The sequence below is a fragment of the Clostridium sp. AN503 genome (assembly GCF_040719375.1).
Taxonomy (GTDB): Bacteria; Bacillota; Clostridia; order Lachnospirales; family Lachnospiraceae; genus Brotaphodocola.
In genome coordinates this window covers 1,352,310-1,369,110 of sequence record NZ_JBFDTP010000002.1, presented here as the reverse complement: position 1 = coordinate 1,369,110, position 16,801 = coordinate 1,352,310, and the positions used below count along the sequence as shown (strand labels likewise).

Sequence of the window (16,801 nt, the reverse complement as noted above, 5' to 3'; positions counted from 1 at the left end):
TTACGCCTGTCTGCGGGCTTCCAGTTCCTTGATCAGTGCAGGCACCACCTCAAACAGATCGCCCACCAGACAATAGTCTGCCACCTCAAAGATCGGCGCGGACGCATCCTTGTTGATCGCCACAATAGTTCCGGACTCGCTCATGCCCGCCACGTGCTGCACAGCCCCGGAGATCCCGCAGGCGATGTAGAGCTTCGGGGATACGGTGGAGCCGGTCTGCCCGACCTGCTTCGTCTGCGGCATCCAGCCGGAATCCACAGCCGCTCTGGAACAGCCCACAGTACCGCCAAGCAGATCGGCAAGCTGCTGCAGGATGGTAAAATTCTCTGCATTCTTCATGCCGCGCCCGCCGGAAACCACCACGTCCGCATCTGCAAGCGGGATACCGCCGTCCTCACAGGCCTTGATGAACTCGATCACCTGGGTGCGGATGTTGTCGGTATGGATGTCCTCACGGATGATCTCCGACCGGTTCTCCGGATTGGGAGCCGGTTTCTTAAATGCGCCGGGCCGCACCGTGCCCATCTGCGGGCGGGTCTCCCCACACAGGATCTGGGCGTAAAGATTGCCGCCGAAAGCAGGACGCTCCCAGACCACGTTGCCAGTCTCCTCATCCACGCTTAAGGCCGTACAGTCGGCAGTCAGGCCGGTCCTAAGGCTCACCGCGATCTTGGAGCCCAAATCGCGTCCGTTTACGGTGGCGCCTACCAGGATCGTGTTGGGGTTGTATTTTTTGCACAGCTCCAGGAATACATGGCCGTATCCGTCCGCGGAATAATGCTCATATTCCTCCCCCTGCACCACATAGATCTTATCTGCGCCGGCCTCCTGCGCCGCCGCTACCGCCGCGTCCACATCCTTGCCGATGACTACGCCGCAGAGCTTCTGCTTCAAGCCGTCCGCCAGCCTGCGTCCCTGTCCCAAAAGCTCCAGGCCCACACTTTTCGGCACGCCGCCGAAGCACTCGACAAATACCCATACGTCTTTATACTGTTCAAAGCTCATGTCCTTCTACCCCTTTCCTACAGGATTTTCGATTCGGTCAGCTTATCAAGAAGCGTCACCGCCATCGTCTTTGCATCGCCCTCAATGTTCACTCCGTTTGCGGTGCGCTGCGGCGTAAAGGTTGCCTTCACCTTGGTGGGGGAGCCTTTTAATCCGATCTTGGTGGTATCGATGATATCTGCCATGTCTGCAAGGGTCAGTTCCTTGATCTCCGCTTTCAGGGAATCCAGTTTTCCGCGGATGGTCGCGTAGCGCGGCTTGTTGCTCTCCTTGGTGGCCGTGCACAGCACCGGCATCTTTGCCTCGATGACCTCGACGCCTTCCTCCACCTGCCGCCTTGCGATCACGCTGTCTCCTTTTACTTCCATATCCAGGATATAGGTTAAACGGGTCAGTCCCAGATGCTCTGCGATACTGGGAGCCGTCTGTCCCGTATCCCCGTCAATGGCCTGCTTGCCGCCCAGCACCACATCAAAGCCGCCCAAGTGGCGGATCGCGCTGGACAAGATATAGCTGGTGGCGTAGGTATCAGAGCCGCCGAACGCCCGGTCCGTGATCAGGTACGCGTCGTCCGCGCCCATGGCAAGAGCTTCTCTTAACACCGCTTTCGCCTGGGGCGGCCCCATGGAGATCACAGTCACAGTCCCGCCGTAATTGTCTTTTAACTGAAGGGCCGTCTCCACTGCATTCCGGTCAAAGGGATTTAAGATGCTGGGGACTCCGGTACGGATCAGGGTATTTTTCACCGGATCGATCTTGATCTCAGTGGTATCCGGAACCTGTTTTACACATACAACTATCTTCATGGTTTCTCCTCCTTACTTATATTCCTTATCCAGCACATTGGCAATGGTCATGCGCTGGATCTGGTTGGTGCCCTCGAAGATCTGGAACACTTTTACATCCCGCATCAGCTTCTCCACCGGATATTCCTTGCTGTAGCCATATCCGCCGAAAACCTGTACGGCGTTGGAGGTTACTTCCTGGGCGCAGTCTGTGACGAAGGTCTTGGTGATGGAGCCTTCCTTCTGTACCAGGCTCCCGGCATCCATCAGCTTCATGGTGTTGTTCACCAGGCAGCGGGAAGCCTCCACCTTGATCGCCATATCCGCTAACATCGCCTGCACCATCTGGAATTTGATGATCGGGGTGTTGAACTGCTTTCTCTCCTTCGCATACTTCACAGATTCGTCCAGCGCTCTCTGCATGATGCCCACCGCCAGGGTTGCCACAAACGCCCGGGATAAGTTGAGGGCGTTGAGTGCCAGCTTAAAGCCTGAGCCTTCCGGTCCCAGCATCCGGTCCTTCGGCACGCGGACATTTTCAAAGATCAGGTCCGTGGTGTTGGACAGGCGCAGGCCCATCTTGTTTTCATGGGCTCCCACGGATACGCCCGGCGTGTTCCGGTCAATGATAAATGCGGAGATCCCTCTGTGGCCTGCCTCCGGGGTGGTCTTGAAAAATCCCACATAGATATCCGCCAGCTCGCCGTTGGTGATAAAGGTCTTGGTCGCGTTGAGCACATACTCGTCGCCGTCCAAAACCGCGGTTCCGCGGATACCGGCCGGGTCGGAACCGGCATTCGGCTCTGTCAGCGCAAAGCCTGCGAAGCTTCCCTTTTTCACCACGTCGGCAAAATACTGCGCCTGCTCCGGCGTCCCCGCCAGGATCACGTTCCGCAGGGCAACGAAGGTGGTCACAAAGGTGATCGCATATCCCGCATCTACCTTTGCCAGCTCCTCAAAGATCATGGCCGTGGTCTCATAGCTTAAGCCCGTTCCGCCGTACTGCTCCGGGATCTCCAGCATATGCAGCCCCATCTTAAAGCCCCAGTCGAACAGTTCCCGCGGGCACTCGCCTTTTTCATCCGCTTCCTGGACAAAAGGCTTGATCTCGTTCTCCGCCATCTCACGTACCAGGGCAAGCAGTTCTTTTTGTTCCTCGGTATATAATAATGCCATTCTGATTCACCTTCCCTTATTTTTCTAGTTTCCTAAGCTTCGTTTCCCCGGTCGCCGCCCCGCTTGCAAGCGCGTCCGCGATCTCCGCCTCACTGTAGCCCAAATGCTCCATGATCTCCACGGTATGGGTTCCCTGGGAACCGCCGATATGGTACTCCGGAACTCCCAGAGACTTAAAGTTCACCGGATTGGTGGGCATGAAGCGCTCGCCCGACGGATACGGGATCTTTGCAATGATATGGTTGGCCCAGACCTGTTCATCCGTGTACATATCCACAGGCTCATAGGCCGCCTCACAGGCCAGGTCGTTTTCTTTAAACAGCTTTAGCAGTTCGTCCCTGGTGAAGGTTCCGATCGCCTCATCCAGGATATCGGTCACTTCATGGTTCAGGCCGTTATTGTTGACCTCAGCGCAGTGGATGTAGCGCGGGTTGCCCACCAGATCCCCCCTTCCGATCAGGGTCATGATCTTCTCATAATCCCGGTCGTATTCCGGGCAGCAGATGACCACCCACTTGCCGTCCTTTGTGCGGAACACATTGTTGAACGGGTTGGGGACCTCCTTCCTGCTCTTGGGGTACTGGTTCCCGTACTGGGCGGAAATGACGCCGGTGCTTAAGGCATATACCGCCGCGTGGTGCAGGGAAACGGTGATCTTGTCGCCCACCCCTGTCTTTTCCCTGGCGTACAGCGCCGCACAGATGCCGGAGGCCAGGCTTAAGGAAACCTGGAAATCGCCGAAGCCGTTGGTGGGGATCATGGGCGCGTCGCCCCGGTTCACGGTGGTGCCGAACACGCCGCCCCTTGCCATGTAGCAGGTCACGTCAAAACCGGCGGTATCCTTCTCCGGCCCGAACTCCCCGTAGCCCAGCACCTGGGCAAAGACCAGCTTCGGAAACTTCTCCTTTAAGGTATCGTAATCCAGCCCCAGCTTCACTAAGGATTTGGTCCTTGTATTGGTTACAAATACGTCCGCCTCAGCTAACATTTTATAGGCGATCTCTTTTCCTTTTTCCGTTTTTAAGTTCAGGGTGATGAACTTCTTGTTCATGTTTGCCACGTCGAAGGCCAGGTTCTCATCATCCTCATAGGGCATGTTGAACACCGCTCCCTGGGTCCTCGCCGGGTCTCCCTTGTCGGATTCAATCTTGATGCAGTCGGCGCCCCACTCGGCCAGCACGCGGGCTGTGGTCGGGGCTGCCAGATAGGTTGTCAAGTCCACCACGCGGACTCCCTGCAATGGTTTCATATGTTCCTCCAATCAATTACGTTCACTTTATTTCTCACATGGAACTGCGCTTTTCGCAGAAGCTGCCTCTGATACCGGAATCAGGCCGCCAGGTCCCATCGAACCTGGCGGCCTGTCTTAACCGGGTGGGGGATGCCGGCTGGTCTTATACCTCGTACTCTACCTGTCCGCCAAATTTCACCGCGTTTCTTGCAATGGTGATCCTCTGGACGGTCGGCGCGCCTTCCTCCAGCCACATTGCGCGGCAGTCACGGTACATGCGCTCTACCGGTCCGTATGGGTTATCCTCAAAGTAACCTACTCCGCCGAAGATCTCCAGCATCTCGTCACTGACAAGGCGCACGGTGTCAATACTGAACAGCTTGCACATAGCAGCCTTCTCCTCTATGTACTTGCCCTCCGGATCTACCTCGTAGTCTTTGGCAAAGTCATATACCATGCAGCGCAGCCCGTGGATATTCATCTGCATATTGGCCAGTTTCATCTTGATGGCCTGACGGGTGATGATCGGTTTTCCGAAGGTCACGCGGTCTGCTGCGTATTTTAAGGACATCTCAAGCATTCTCTGAGCCATCCCCAAGTTGCTGGCTGCAATGTGTGCGCGGGATACGGATAAGGAATGCAGCGCGATCTCAAGGCCCTGGCCTTCCTGTCCCAGCAGGTATTTCTTGTTAATGCGGCAGTTGGTGAATTTTAAGTCGCCATGTCCTGCGCCGCGGCAGCCCATCATGTGCGGCATGTTGATCACTTCAAATCCCGGTGCATCCATCGGTACGAAGAATGCGGACAGGCGGTCGGCCTTATCGGAATCCGGGTTGGTCACTGCGATCACATATGCAAATTCGCAGCAGTCGGTGTGGGAGATCAGGGTCTTCTCACCGTTTAACACATAGTCGTCGCCATCGCGCAGAGCCATGCAGTGTAAGTCTGCGCCGGTACCGCCGGTCGCCTCAGTCAGGGCGAAGCAGGTGAATACGCTCTTATCCTGGAATTTCGGCATGTACTCTTTCTTCAATTCTTCATTGCCGTAGTCATCCAGGATTCTCCAGTTTAGATCCATTGCGTAGTGCAGGTGCATTCTCATGCCGCCCGGTCCTCTGGAGAACTCCTCCTGTACCTGTAAGATCTCAAGTTCGGACAATCCGTAACCGCCGTACTGCTCCGGCAGCGCGCAGCGGTATAGATCATTCTGAATCGCCAGGTCGTAGAACTCCTGCGGGAATTTGTTGGTCACTTCCACTTCCTTCTGGATCTCCTCAAGCGGCCCTTCTGCCAGCTCCCTGATCTGCTTTAAATATGCCTGGAACTGTTCTTTTGATAATTTGCTCATCTGGTGAACCTCCTTCTTTCTTATGGATTGTATTCTTGTTATTTTTTTTACAATCTCGATGGTTTTATTATAAATGACCACGCCGGAAATATCCAATCGGCGCTCACATGAGTTTTGTGCATGATTGATAGGTTCTTTCTATAATTGGCCTCATCCATTGTAAGATGCGCTCGTTTATGGTAATATAGTACAGATATTCCATTCGCGATCCCGTAATATTGCCTAAAATTCAGGGGTTTTGCAGCTATGCTTTGACTTTACTATATTTCGGTAGAATATGCAGGATTTGCAGGATATTGTATTTATCGGGATTATTCATGATATAATTTTGACAAAAAGGAGACAAAAACCTTGGACAATATCAATAACAGCAACATCAATGAATCGATTATGGAAGGCATCCGCCGCCACGTCCAGTCCCTGGACGGACTTGAGACAACACAGATCCTGGAGATCTCGCCGGGACATTCCCGGCTTGCATTCACGATCCCAAAGGGCGTTTTAAATCTCTATGGCAATCTGCACGGAGGCGCGATCTTCGCCCTGTGTGATACGGCGGCAGGAATGGCGGCCTACGCCTACGGGGTTGCCAATGTGACCCAGTGCAGCAGTATCCAGTTTTTGCGGGGGATTTCCGAGGGGACCATCTATATTGAGGCCAATGCGATCCACAAAGGAAGGCGGACCGTGGTGAACCAGGTGAATATTACTAACGAGGATGGAAAGCTTGTGGCGACTGCCAACTTTACGATGTTTTTGACCGGGGAGCTGTAAGGCTCCCCATAAATAATCTTTTACATATCCTTTTCTACAAAATGCACAGCCGAATTATCCCAATATTTTTTGTAAATCCGGCTCTCATTACCGTCTTAGGATCAGGCGCCCTGTTTCAAGCTAAAACACCAGCACCAGCGCAGACGATTCCTGTTATCCCAGCAGAAACAATAATATCCCTGCTGCCATGAACGCCCACATCCCCGGCGCGCTAAGGACTGTGAGCACCACGCCTCGCTCCGTCTCCTCCCAGCCTTTAAACCAGGAAAGGCGCCTAAAATAAACACAGGTGAGCACCACTGCCGCGATGATACTCACCAGGCAGAAGATCCCCAGAAATGTCGATAAGGTATATGCCGCAGAGATCCCTCTGTCGATCCCCCGCGACAGGAGCAGGACCAGGACCCCGCCCACAAAGTTGATGATCATGTGCAGGATAATGGTATACCGGAGCTTCCCGGTACTGCTGTATATGTACGCAAATATCATACCCAGGACCGCTGCGTAGAAAAAATGGTAAAAGTTTCCATGGAACAGGGCAAACGCCAGCCCGGACATGACCACGGCGGTCTTCTGTCCATAGGGGACCAGCCTGTCCACCAGATACTTCCGAAACATCAGTTCCTCCATGACCGGTGCAATGATGACAGTAGTCAGCCCCACCGCAGCCAGGTTCATCTCGCCCAGGAGGTCGTCCACCGGATTGATATTCTTCGTCCCCGTCAGGATCTCCACAATCTTCATAAGGCCTGTGCCTACCATATTGCCAATATAGACAGCACCGAAACAGACAACCAGAAGGACCAGGAACCGCTTAAATTCTATGGTCTTCGGCTCGGTCATCCGGCATGGCGGGATCCGCCTCATCATCAGCGCAAATACCGGAAATGCTATGACGTACATGACCGCCTGGGACAATAAAAGCAGCATGTTCCCATCATAGATCCACATAGGAAGGATATCCTGAAACCGTGCTATCAGCGCGCCGATCCCTAATTGCGCCCCAATCGTCACAAGAATATAAACCGCATAAACCCAGCCTATCCTGGAAAAATATTTTCTCTCGCTCATCGTTCTCCTCAATCATGTCTGCATCCTGTATCGTTTTCTGCCGTATCTTTAGAAAAAGAAGCAGGCATACACCTGCTTCTCTCACTGTAAAACCTTAATTCATCATATCATTAAACATCTAATTTGTCTACCTTGGACGCTCTCGCTTCCACTTCCTTCTTCACGATATCGCCAGGAGCCTGCTCATAACGTGCAAACTCGTACTCATACGTACCGATGCCGCCGGTCATGGAACGCAGATCTGTATTGTATCCGTACAGCTCGGACATGGGGATATCCGCCTCGATCACCTGCTTGCCGTTATGGTTGGAATTCATTCCCAGCACGCGGCCGCGCCTGCGGTTCAAATCGCCCATAATATCACCGGTGAACTTATCCGGAACTGTCACCTTCAGGGATGCGATCGGCTCTAAGAGCACAGGATTGGCATCCATAAAGCCTTTCTTAAACGCCATCATGGAAGCTGTCTTAAACGCCATCTCAGAGGAATCCACCGGATGATAGGAACCATCCAGCAGGGTTGCCTTCACGCCTACCACCGGATATGCCGCAAGCGGACCCTTCACGCAGCTCTCCTGCACGCCCTTCTCAACCGCCGGGAAGTAGTTTCTCGGAACTGCCCCGCCGAATACGCGCTCCTCAAATATGTACGGTTTCTCCAGATCGCCGGACGGCTCAAAGGACATCTTGACATCCCCGTACTGCCCGTGTCCGCCGGACTGCTTCTTGTACTTACCCTGAACCTCCACTTTCTTGCGGATGGTCTCACGGAATGCAAACTTCGGCTTGCTCAGTTCTACCTCTACTTTGTAACGGTTCAGAAGCTTGCTGACCACAACCTCAAGCTGCTGGTCGCCGATGCCGTACAGAAGAAGCTGACGGTTCTCTTTGTCGTTGACCGGCTTTAAGGTCAAATCTTCCTCGGTCAGCTTCGCAAGCGCGGTGGACACCTTATCCTCGTCTCCCTTGGTCACGGTCTTATATCTCATATAGGTATAAGGCGTGGAGATCTCCGGCTTGTGGTAAACGATCGGTGCGCTTCTGAGCGCAATGGTATCGCCGGTCTGGGTCACGTTAAGCTTTGCCACAGCGCCGATATCCCCGGCTCTCAGCTCCGGAACCTCGATCACATCCTTGCCGCGGAGTAAGTAAACCTTGCCGACCTTCTCCTCAGCATCCTTGTTGACATTGTAGATCGTGCTGTCCGGCTTTAAGATACCGGTACAGATCTTCATCATGGAGTATTTGCCGATAAACGGGTCCACAATGGTCTTAAACACTCTGGCGGATAAGGACACCTCGTCGTTGTACCTGGCGGTAAAACGCTCGCCTGTAGATACGTCCACACCGATACACTCAAACTTATCCGGGGTGGGCAGATAACGGTCGATCACCTGTAACAGGGTCTTGAAGCCCTGGCAGTTGATACCGGAACCCATCAGCACCGGGACGATCGATCCATCTATCACATGTTCCCGAAGCGCGCCCTGGATCTCCTCCTGGGTAAACTCCTCCCCTGAGAAATAGCGCTCCATATACTCCTCGCTGGTCTCAGCCACCGCCTCTAACAGCGCGTCTCTTGCAATGCCTAAGTTCTTCATGGAGTACTCGGGAATCTCACATTCTTCGTAATCACTCAGATTGGTGAAACGTCTGCCGGCCATCTTGACCACGTTTACGTACCCGACAAACTTTTCATTCTCACGGATCGGCAGCTGGAACGGCGCTACGCTTCTTCCGAATCTTCTCTCCAGCTTCAGCACCAGCTCCCTGTAGCTTGCATGGTCGTCATCCATATTGGTGACAAAAATGATACGGGGCAGTTTCAGCTTATCGCACATCTCCCATGCCTTCTCTGTGCCTACCTCAATGCCTGCCTTACAGTTCACAACGATGATAGCGGCATCGGCCACGCTGACCGCCTCCTCCACTTCACCGACAAAATCGAAATATCCCGGCGTATCCAGGATGTTAATCTTCATCATACCGTCATCGCCCTCGTACTCTAACGGAATCAGAGAGGTGGAGATGGAAAACTGACGTTTGATCTCTTCTTTGTCAAAATCGCTGATGGTATTGCCATCCGTGACCTTGCCCATACGTTTGGTGACTCCGGTTACCAGTGCCAGCGCCTCTGCAACCGTCGTCTTACCCGCCCCGCCATGACCGAGCAACACGACGTTACGGATCTTGTTTGTTCCATAAACGTTCATAAAATTCCCTCCTGTGCTTCAAAATTAGTCTTATGATGACATTTTACTAAAAAAGTTAGAAAATTTCAAGCAAAACAGACGATTTGCACAAATTATTTTATTCATTCACTTTAAAGCGTCGAAGTGTAACGTATTGAAGTATTGACACCCCCGTCCCCATAGGGTAAAATACCAGTTATTATAGTGATTACAACGGAGGAATTTACTGTGAAAGATTCTACCTTTGGCTTTATCGGTTTCGGGCTGATCGGCGGCTCGATCGCAAAAGGGATCCGGCGCTCCTGCCCGGACGCGAAGATCCTTGCCTATATGCGCACCCGCTCCAAGCTTGAGCAGGCACACCAGGACGGTATCGTGGATGTGATCCTGGACGGCGTGGGGGCGGAGCTCCTGGAATGTGATATTATTTTTTTATGCACCCCGGTGGAATACAATGCCCAGTACTTATCCTCTATCCGCCCATACTTAAAACCTGGCGCCATCCTTACAGACGTGGGCAGCACCAAGACCAACATCCATCAGGTAGTAACAGACCTTGGCATGGAGGATGTGTTTATCGGCGGCCATCCCATGGCCGGTTCCGAGAAGACCGGCTATGAAAACGCCACCGACCACCTTCTGGAAAACGCCTACTACATCATCACCCCGACCGCAAAGACCTGCGAGGCAGACACAGAGCGCATGGTAGCCGTGGCAAAGCTGACTGGCTCCATCCCGATCGTTTTAGACTACCGGGAGCATGACCGGATCACGGCAGCCATCAGCCATCTGCCCCACCTGATCGCATCCAGCCTGGTAAACCTGGTAAAAGACTGCGACAACCAGGAGGGCCTGATGAAACGCCTTGCGGCAGGCGGTTTTAAGGACATCACGCGGATCGCCTCCTCCTCCCCTGAGGTATGGGAGCAGATCTGCATGACCAACACCGACAATATCCTTCAGATGCTCGAAGCCTACATATCCTCCCTGCAGCAGATTTACAACGACCTGCAAAACAGGGACAGCTCCGCCGTCCACAGCCTGTTTGACACCTCCCGGGCCTACCGCAGTTCCATCTCCGATGCCACCCGCGGCTCCGTGACGCCGGATTACTCCTTCACTGTAGACATCGTGGACGAGCCGGGCGGCATCTCCACCCTGTCCTGCATCTTAAGCGCACGGGGAATCAGCATCTGCAACATCGGCATCAACCACAACCGCGAGCACGGGGAAGGGGCCCTGAGGATCACCTTCTACGACGAACAGGCCATGAACCAGGCATGGGAGCAGCTCAAAAAATACAACTACGAACTAATAAAGACCCAGTAGGACCAGGAGGACAACCACATGAAATTCAGCAAATGCAGTGCTCTCAGAGGAGAGATCACCATTCCCGGCGACAAATCCGTCTCCCACCGGAGCGTCATGTTTGGCTCCATCGCCAAAGGCACCACGGAGATCCATCATTTTTTACAGGGTGCAGACTGCCTTTCCACCATATCCTGCTTCCGCAGCATGGGCGTCGAGATAGAAAATAACGGCTCCGCCGTCCTGATACACGGAAACGGCCTTCACGGCTTAAAAAAACCGCATTCCACCTTAGACTGCGGCAACAGCGGCACCACCACAAGACTGATCTCCGGCATCCTGGCGGCCCAGGATTTCACCGTAACCCTGACCGGTGACGCTTCCATCCAGAAGCGCCCCATGAAACGGATCATAGACCCACTCGCCCAGATGGGCGCCCAGATCCGCAGCTTACGCGGAAATGGCTGCGCCCCCCTTGAGATAACAGGAAGCCCCCTCCACGGCATCCACTACCAGTCACCCGTAGCCTCCGCCCAGGTCAAATCAGCTATTCTCCTGGCCGGTCTCTACGCCGACGGCGACACCAGGGTAACCGAACCCTACATCTCCCGAAACCACACAGAGCTGATGCTCTCCCGTTTCGGCGCAGACGTCCGCACCGAAGGCACCACAGCCATCATCCGCCCAGCCTCCGAACTATACGGCCAGCAGATCATGATCCCAGGCGACATCTCCTCCGCCGCCTTCTTCATAGCCGCCGGCCTTCTGATCCCAGGCTCCGAGATCCTGATCCAGGGCGTAGGCATCAACCCGACCCGTGACGGCATCCTTCACGTATGCCGCGACATGGGCGCCAACATCACGCTGCTAAACCCCAGATCCGACGGAGAACCGACCGCCGACCTCCTGGTCCGCAGCAGCGCCCTCCACGGCACAGTCATAAGCGGCCCCATCATCCCCACCTTGATCGACGAGCTGCCCATGATCGCCGCCATGGCCTGTTTCGCAGAAGGCGACACGATCATCCGCGACGCCGCCGAGCTAAAAGTCAAAGAATCCAACCGCATCGAAGTCATGGTCCGCAACCTAAACGCCATGGGCGCCGACGTAGAAGAAACCGAAGACGGCATGATCATCCACGGCGGCAAACCACTCCACGGCGCCGTCATCGACAGCAAACTGGACCACCGCATCGCCATGACCTTCGCCGTCACCGCCTGCCTCGCCGACGGCGAAACCGAGATCCTGGGCGCCGAATGCGTCAACATCTCCTACCCAGAGTTCTACACCGACTTAGAACGCCTAAAACATTAAACCAATCAAACTCTGCTTTTAAGTTTTTGCTCTTAGGTTTTGCCCTTCCTTCCCAGCGGCCGCCAGGGCACAGTCCGCAAATGGGGGCAGGGGATGAAATCGGGGACCGGAGGCATATTGCGGAGGCGAAGAAATCCTTAGCTTGCGGCAGCGGCAAAACCGGGGACTCAGCCTGACGCACCACGTCAGGCTGAGAGGGGACCGGAGAAGCGAATTCATCAAGAATTCGGTTCGACTGTCCCCGGCGCCCCGGTTTCGCCGCTGCCACAAAGTTAGGATTTCCCGCCGACGACAATCCGCCTCCGGTCCCCGATTTCATCCCCTGCCCCCATTTGCGGACGTTCCCCTCCGCCGTTCATTAAAAAAATCTTACGATCTCCCAAACCGCTTGGCAATCAAACCCCAATCATGTATAATGTGGAATATTGGAATTAAAATCTAGCTTAGGAGAATACATACATGAAGAAAAGACTCACCCGTATCAAAGCACTTCTGATAGGCTGCGCCTGTGCAGTGACCACCGCATTTTCCGCAGTCCCCGCACTGGCATCCGTAACGGCGGGCATGGCTCCGTCTGAAACAAACCAGTCCGGCCAGGGGCCTTCCAGTCCCTCGCCTTTAAGCGGCGGCCCCACAGGCGTCACCGGGACCGTCCAGAACCAGCCTACCCTGTGGATCGTGGGAGACTCCACGGCTGCGGCCTTCCAGGACGATACCTACTACTCCCCCCGCTACGGCTGGGGCACCCAGCTGGGCCAGTATTTTAACGGTATCAATATCCAGAACCTGGCCGTATCCGGAACCAGCTCCAAAAGCTATCTGGACACCGTACAGTACAGCCACCTGCTCCAGAACATGAAGAAGGGCGATTACCTGATCATCGGCTTCGGTCACAATGACGAACGGGCGGAATTGGGACGCTACACCAACCCGAACGGTTCCGTAAGCATCGTCGGGTCCTTCCAGAACTACCTCTTTGACAAATACATTCAGGAAGCAAGAGAACGGGGCGTCACCCCGATCTTATGCACTCCGATCGTGCGCCGGGACCGCGGCAACAACTACACCGGTGAAAGCGGCCATATCACCTCCGATGTTAAGAACGAAGAAGGAAATTTCTCCGGCGGCGATTATGCCAAAGCCATCAAAAAGCTGGGTGTTGGCAAGAGTGTTCCAGTGCTGGACTTAACCGCCCGCACCCGAGACGTCTACGAGCGCCTGGGCGCCGACGGCGTGAAGAACCGCCATGCATGGACTTCCGAGAGGGAAGTCAGCATCGACAACACCCACACCAACCTTTACGGCGCGGCCTGCAACGCCTGGTTTATTGTGGACGAGCTGCTTCAGACTAACTGCGACCTTAAAAACTACGTGATCGCCAATCCGCAGCCGCCGGTATATTCCGACACCTCCCTGAATCCTAACTACGCGGGCCGGTCATTTACCGCACCCACTTCCTTAAGCTCCTTCTGGTCCCCTGCAGGCGACTGGAAAGGAACTGTATTCGGAGATGTAGACGGCTATGAATATTTGAACAACATGTATTTCCAGATGCAGCCAAACAGCGACGGTTCCATCCAGATGGCAGTGGGTGTAAACTCCTCCGCCATCCGCAATTATCCGGTCGGCAAGATCGCTCCGGGAAGTGACGGCATCGCCATGTACTACCAGGCGGTTCCCGCAGACAGGAACTTTACCCTGACCACAGATGTGACCATCAACAGCTTAAACAACACCAACTTAAACTCCTTCGGCCTGATGGTCCGGGATGACATCTATCTGGATACGGTACTCAACGACACCTTAGGCGACTATGTTGCCGCCGGTCCTCTGATGTCCGCCTCCGACCAGCCCTGGAACTGCTTTGCCCGCAAAAACGGCGAGCTGATCGGCGGCACCACTGCCACCAAGACCTACAGCGCCGGCGAGACCGTCCATATGGAGATCCGCAAGTCCTCAGACGGCTACACCTGCATCTTCGGCGACAACCCGCCGGTTTCCGCAGGCTTTGATTTCCCTCTGACCGCACTGGATTCCAGCAATGTGTATGTGGGGATGTTCGTGGCACGGGGCGCGGATGTAACCTTCCGGAATATCAACCTGATCATGCAGTAAGCAGAATGAACGGATAACGATCAGTCTCTGCAAAACCATATGGCTACAACCAGAAAAGGCCTCATAAGCGCATCGCTTACGGGGCTTTCTTCTATATCTGCTTACAGTATGTACTCTTGGGGCGGGTTAACTTCCAAAAGCTTCACAACATCGTTCATTACGGTTACCTTTATTTTTAAAATGATTTTAGAGAGCTTGTATTTTGCTCTTTCCACTCTTATAATAAGGTTGTAGGGTATAAATATATGGTAAGGATAAAATTATACCCCAGATATCAAAAAGATACTATTGGAAGGGATGTGAGGATTTGGAGAAAACAGAATTGCCGGCCTGCCCTGTAGAAACAACGCTGATGTTGATCGAAAATAAATGGAAGATACTCATCCTGCGGGATCTGCTGCCAGGTACGAAACGATTTGGCGAATTAAAAAAGTCTATTGGCCATGTGTCGCAAAAAGTATTGACTGCTCAGCTCCGGGACATGGAAGCGCAGGGTCTCGTTCACCGCAAAGTCTATGCGGAAGTTCCGCCGCGAGTCGAATATTCCCTGACCGAGACAGGACATAGCCTGAAACCCATTTTAGACGCGATGTGGAACTGGGGGGAGGCCTATCAGGCAAAGGTTAAAAAAGGATGACTCACGCCATCCTTTTTCTTTTCTGATATCTACTTACCGATCCCCATGGACACCTGATACCACTGTGTCCGCTCCGGCGACATGATCCTGCAATGCACTCCGGACTGCTCCGCTTTTTCATTTGCACGCCGGAAGGTTTGTTTTGCAAAACCCGGCTCCTGGTTTTCCCACACCTCAAAATGCATGGGGATCACAAACTGCGCGCGGCTTTGGGCCATAAACTGATACCAGTCTCCGGCAACCTGTTCCACATCCAGATCGTTGGTGATCTTGTTGCGCAGGGCAATATTGGGGCAAAGCTCTCTCAGCCGCTCGTCCATGCCGTCGTTGGTACCGCCCGATCAATTCTCCGAGATTGGCAATATGGTCGCCATGTGTATGATTTAAGATAATATAATCACAGGCGTCTATGTCATTTGTAGTAAATCCTCTCAAGCGGAACAGATCCGCAAGAGGTGAGTCCGGGTTTTCCGGATAATCATAACAGGGATCCGTAATGATCGTTTTTCCACCTGGCAGCCTGATCTCAAAGCACTGGCAGTTGATCCAGCGAAATGAACAACTGACTGCAGTCAGCATATCTGTGTTCATACCAACACCCTCTTACCCTTCTTTTTTAAGCTCCCTTCCAACCGGTCACCAGTCTTTGACCGCTCCGTCAAAAGCCCTTCTTGCTTCATTGCTCCCTCTCTCGTTTGCCGGATAGCGCTCTGGGGCATCCTCCGCCAGTTCAACTCCGATACCTGGTGCATCAGGGATCAGCATGCAGCCGTTCTCAAAGCGCAGGGGCTGCTTCACCATTGCATCCTCTGCACCGTTTAAGCAGAATTCCGGAAGCTCCTGGATCCCCAGGTTGGGAATCGAAGCACAGATCTGAAGGCAGGCAGCTGTGGACACAGGCCCTAAAGGATTGTGGGGTATGACAAGCACGTCATGGGCCTCCGCAACCGCGCAGATCTTTTTGCTGGTTGTGATCCCGCCCACGGCACATACATCCGGACGGATATACTGGGCCGCATGACGGCACAGAAGCATCTCAAACTCCTTTAAGTTTATGAACCGTTCCCCTGTGGCGATGGGGACATGGACCCTGGAAGCCACCTCCGCCATGGTATCAATATTATCCGGGGTAACCGGGTCCTCCAACACCATCGGACGGTATTTTGCAACCTCACGGCCAAAGGCGACTGCTTCCGGCATAGTCATTCCCCGGTGAACCTCCAGGATCAGATCAAAATCCGGGCCCACGGCCTCCCGGCAGATTCGGACCTTCTCCAGTTCATCCTCCACCCGTCCGGAAAAGAACTCGTCCCGTCCATCCTGACTGCGCACCGGACCGTTTACAAAGATCTTTGCAGCGTTAAATCCCTGCTTTTTCAGCTCCCGGTACCCGGATACCAGCGTGTCAGGATCCGTGGCTTTACTCATGGGCGAGGCATATACACGGACTTTCTCCCGAACCCTTCCCCCCAACAGCTCAAAGACCGGCACTCCCAGCTTTTTGCCCTTGATATCCCAGAGGGCAATATCGATCGCAGAGATGGCGCTCATGATCACGGAACCGCGGAAATACACGGAACGGTATAAATTCTGATTGATGTCTTCGATGCGAAATGGATCTTTTCCGATCAAATAGGGGATGAACTTTCTGACAGCCGCCGCCGTGGCATCCAGATACCCCCAGTTTCCCGCCTCGCCCAGACCGGTGATTCCTTCATCGGTGCAGACATGGACAAAAAGATAATGCTTTGCAAATATAAGTTTCACGTCTGTTATTTTCATCTGTGACCTCCTGAAATGATATATTCCCTGTGAAATTTTGTCGGTTCTCCTCCCGCTGCCATC

Annotated in this window: 14 protein-coding genes; 5 read left to right on the top strand and 9 right to left on the bottom strand. The window is 53.8% G+C overall.

The features are described from left to right. The 5 genes from AB1I67_RS13570 to AB1I67_RS13550 all read right to left on the bottom strand — a co-directional run bounded on the left by AB1I67_RS13570 (position 1) and on the right by AB1I67_RS13550 (position 5,545). On the bottom strand, positions 1-1,005 hold the full coding sequence (locus tag AB1I67_RS13570; protein WP_367030396.1) for an electron transfer flavoprotein subunit alpha/FixB family protein: 1,005 nt from the start codon (positions 1,003-1,005) through the stop codon (positions 1-3). A 17-nt stretch (positions 1,006-1,022) separates the two neighbouring features. Then, entirely contained in the window at positions 1,023-1,811 is a 789-nt protein-coding gene (locus AB1I67_RS13565; protein ID WP_367030395.1) for an electron transfer flavoprotein subunit beta/FixA family protein, read from the bottom strand. A gap of 12 nt (positions 1,812-1,823) precedes the next feature. Continuing rightward, positions 1,824-2,966, bottom strand: a complete 1,143-nt coding sequence (locus AB1I67_RS13560) for an acyl-CoA dehydrogenase family protein (RefSeq protein WP_367030394.1) — start codon at positions 2,964-2,966, stop codon at positions 1,824-1,826. Positions 2,967-2,982: 16 nt separating this feature from the next. After that, entirely contained in the window at positions 2,983-4,215 is a 1,233-nt protein-coding gene (locus tag AB1I67_RS13555) for a CoA transferase (RefSeq protein ID WP_367030393.1), read from the bottom strand. A 145-nt stretch (positions 4,216-4,360) separates the two neighbouring features. Then, positions 4,361-5,545 carry an acyl-CoA dehydrogenase family protein gene (locus AB1I67_RS13550; RefSeq protein ID WP_367030392.1) on the bottom strand — a complete coding sequence of 395 codons (1,185 nt, stop codon included), beginning with the start codon at positions 5,543-5,545 and terminating at the stop codon, positions 4,361-4,363. Positions 5,546-5,896: 351 nt separating this feature from the next. On the opposite strand from AB1I67_RS13550, the gene AB1I67_RS13545 reads away from it, so the two are divergent. Then, positions 5,897-6,319 carry a PaaI family thioesterase gene (locus tag AB1I67_RS13545; protein ID WP_367030391.1) on the top strand — a complete coding sequence of 141 codons (423 nt, stop codon included), beginning with the start codon at positions 5,897-5,899 and terminating at the stop codon, positions 6,317-6,319. Positions 6,320-6,472: 153 nt separating this feature from the next. Here the strand turns inward: AB1I67_RS13545 and AB1I67_RS13540 are convergent, their stop codons facing one another. Together AB1I67_RS13540 and AB1I67_RS13535 are read right to left on the bottom strand one after the other, a co-directional pair. Further along, positions 6,473-7,390, bottom strand: a complete 918-nt coding sequence (locus AB1I67_RS13540; protein WP_367030390.1) for a CPBP family intramembrane glutamic endopeptidase — start codon at positions 7,388-7,390, stop codon at positions 6,473-6,475. A gap of 110 nt (positions 7,391-7,500) precedes the next feature. After that, the gene (locus AB1I67_RS13535) at positions 7,501-9,603 is read right to left on the bottom strand and encodes an elongation factor G (protein ID WP_367030389.1); all 2,103 of its coding nucleotides are present in this window, start codon (positions 9,601-9,603) and stop codon (positions 7,501-7,503) included. A gap of 207 nt (positions 9,604-9,810) precedes the next feature. Between AB1I67_RS13535 and AB1I67_RS13530 the strand changes: the two genes are divergently transcribed. From AB1I67_RS13530 to AB1I67_RS13515, 4 genes are all read left to right on the top strand, one after another. Beyond that, positions 9,811-10,911, top strand: coding sequence for a prephenate dehydrogenase (locus tag AB1I67_RS13530; protein ID WP_367030388.1), 1,101 nt, complete (start codon positions 9,811-9,813; stop codon positions 10,909-10,911). Between the two features lie 18 nt (positions 10,912-10,929). Then, on the top strand, positions 10,930-12,204 hold the full coding sequence (gene aroA, locus AB1I67_RS13525) for a 3-phosphoshikimate 1-carboxyvinyltransferase (RefSeq protein ID WP_367030387.1): 1,275 nt from the start codon (positions 10,930-10,932) through the stop codon (positions 12,202-12,204). A 459-nt stretch (positions 12,205-12,663) separates the two neighbouring features. Further along, positions 12,664-14,319, top strand: coding sequence for a GDSL-type esterase/lipase family protein (locus AB1I67_RS13520; RefSeq protein ID WP_367030386.1), 1,656 nt, complete (start codon positions 12,664-12,666; stop codon positions 14,317-14,319). A 352-nt stretch (positions 14,320-14,671) separates the two neighbouring features. Further along, positions 14,672-14,956, top strand: coding sequence for a helix-turn-helix domain-containing protein (locus AB1I67_RS13515; RefSeq protein WP_367032620.1), 285 nt, complete (start codon positions 14,672-14,674; stop codon positions 14,954-14,956). Between the two features lie 29 nt (positions 14,957-14,985). Here AB1I67_RS13515 and AB1I67_RS13510 read toward each other — a convergent pair whose 3' ends face one another. Then, positions 14,986-15,276: a hypothetical protein gene (locus tag AB1I67_RS13510; protein ID WP_367030385.1), complete on the bottom strand. Its 291-nt coding sequence runs from the start codon at positions 15,274-15,276 to the stop codon at positions 14,986-14,988. Between the two features lie 316 nt (positions 15,277-15,592). Continuing rightward, positions 15,593-16,738, bottom strand: a complete 1,146-nt coding sequence (locus AB1I67_RS13505) for a mandelate racemase/muconate lactonizing enzyme family protein (protein ID WP_367030384.1) — start codon at positions 16,736-16,738, stop codon at positions 15,593-15,595. Between the last annotated feature and the right edge of the window lie 63 nt (positions 16,739-16,801).

Bases quoted from the DNA above. Each gene is read 5' to 3' on its own strand.
- AB1I67_RS13565 (WP_367030395.1), bottom strand. From the start codon at position 1,811: ATGAAGATAGTTGTATGTGTAAAACAGGTTCCGGATACCACTGAGATC.
- AB1I67_RS13560 (WP_367030394.1), bottom strand. From the start codon at position 2,966: ATGGCATTATTATATACCGAGGAACAAAAAGAACTGCTTGCCCTGGTA.
- AB1I67_RS13540 (WP_367030390.1), bottom strand. From the start codon at position 7,390: ATGAGCGAGAGAAAATATTTTTCCAGGATAGGCTGGGTTTATGCGGTT.
- AB1I67_RS13515 (WP_367032620.1), top strand. From the start codon at position 14,672: ATGTTGATCGAAAATAAATGGAAGATACTCATCCTGCGGGATCTGCTG.
- AB1I67_RS13550 (WP_367030392.1), bottom strand. From the start codon at position 5,545: ATGAGCAAATTATCAAAAGAACAGTTCCAGGCATATTTAAAGCAGATC.
- AB1I67_RS13505 (WP_367030384.1), bottom strand. From the start codon at position 16,738: ATGAAAATAACAGACGTGAAACTTATATTTGCAAAGCATTATCTTTTT.
- AB1I67_RS13570 (WP_367030396.1), bottom strand. From the start codon at position 1,005: ATGAGCTTTGAACAGTATAAAGACGTATGGGTATTTGTCGAGTGCTTC.
- AB1I67_RS13555 (WP_367030393.1), bottom strand. From the start codon at position 4,215: ATGAAACCATTGCAGGGAGTCCGCGTGGTGGACTTGACAACCTATCTG.
- AB1I67_RS13510 (WP_367030385.1), bottom strand. From the start codon at position 15,276: ATGGACGAGCGGCTGAGAGAGCTTTGCCCCAATATTGCCCTGCGCAAC.
- AB1I67_RS13520 (WP_367030386.1), top strand. From the start codon at position 12,664: ATGAAGAAAAGACTCACCCGTATCAAAGCACTTCTGATAGGCTGCGCC.
- aroA (WP_367030387.1), top strand. From the start codon at position 10,930: ATGAAATTCAGCAAATGCAGTGCTCTCAGAGGAGAGATCACCATTCCC.
- AB1I67_RS13535 (WP_367030389.1), bottom strand. From the start codon at position 9,603: ATGAACGTTTATGGAACAAACAAGATCCGTAACGTCGTGTTGCTCGGT.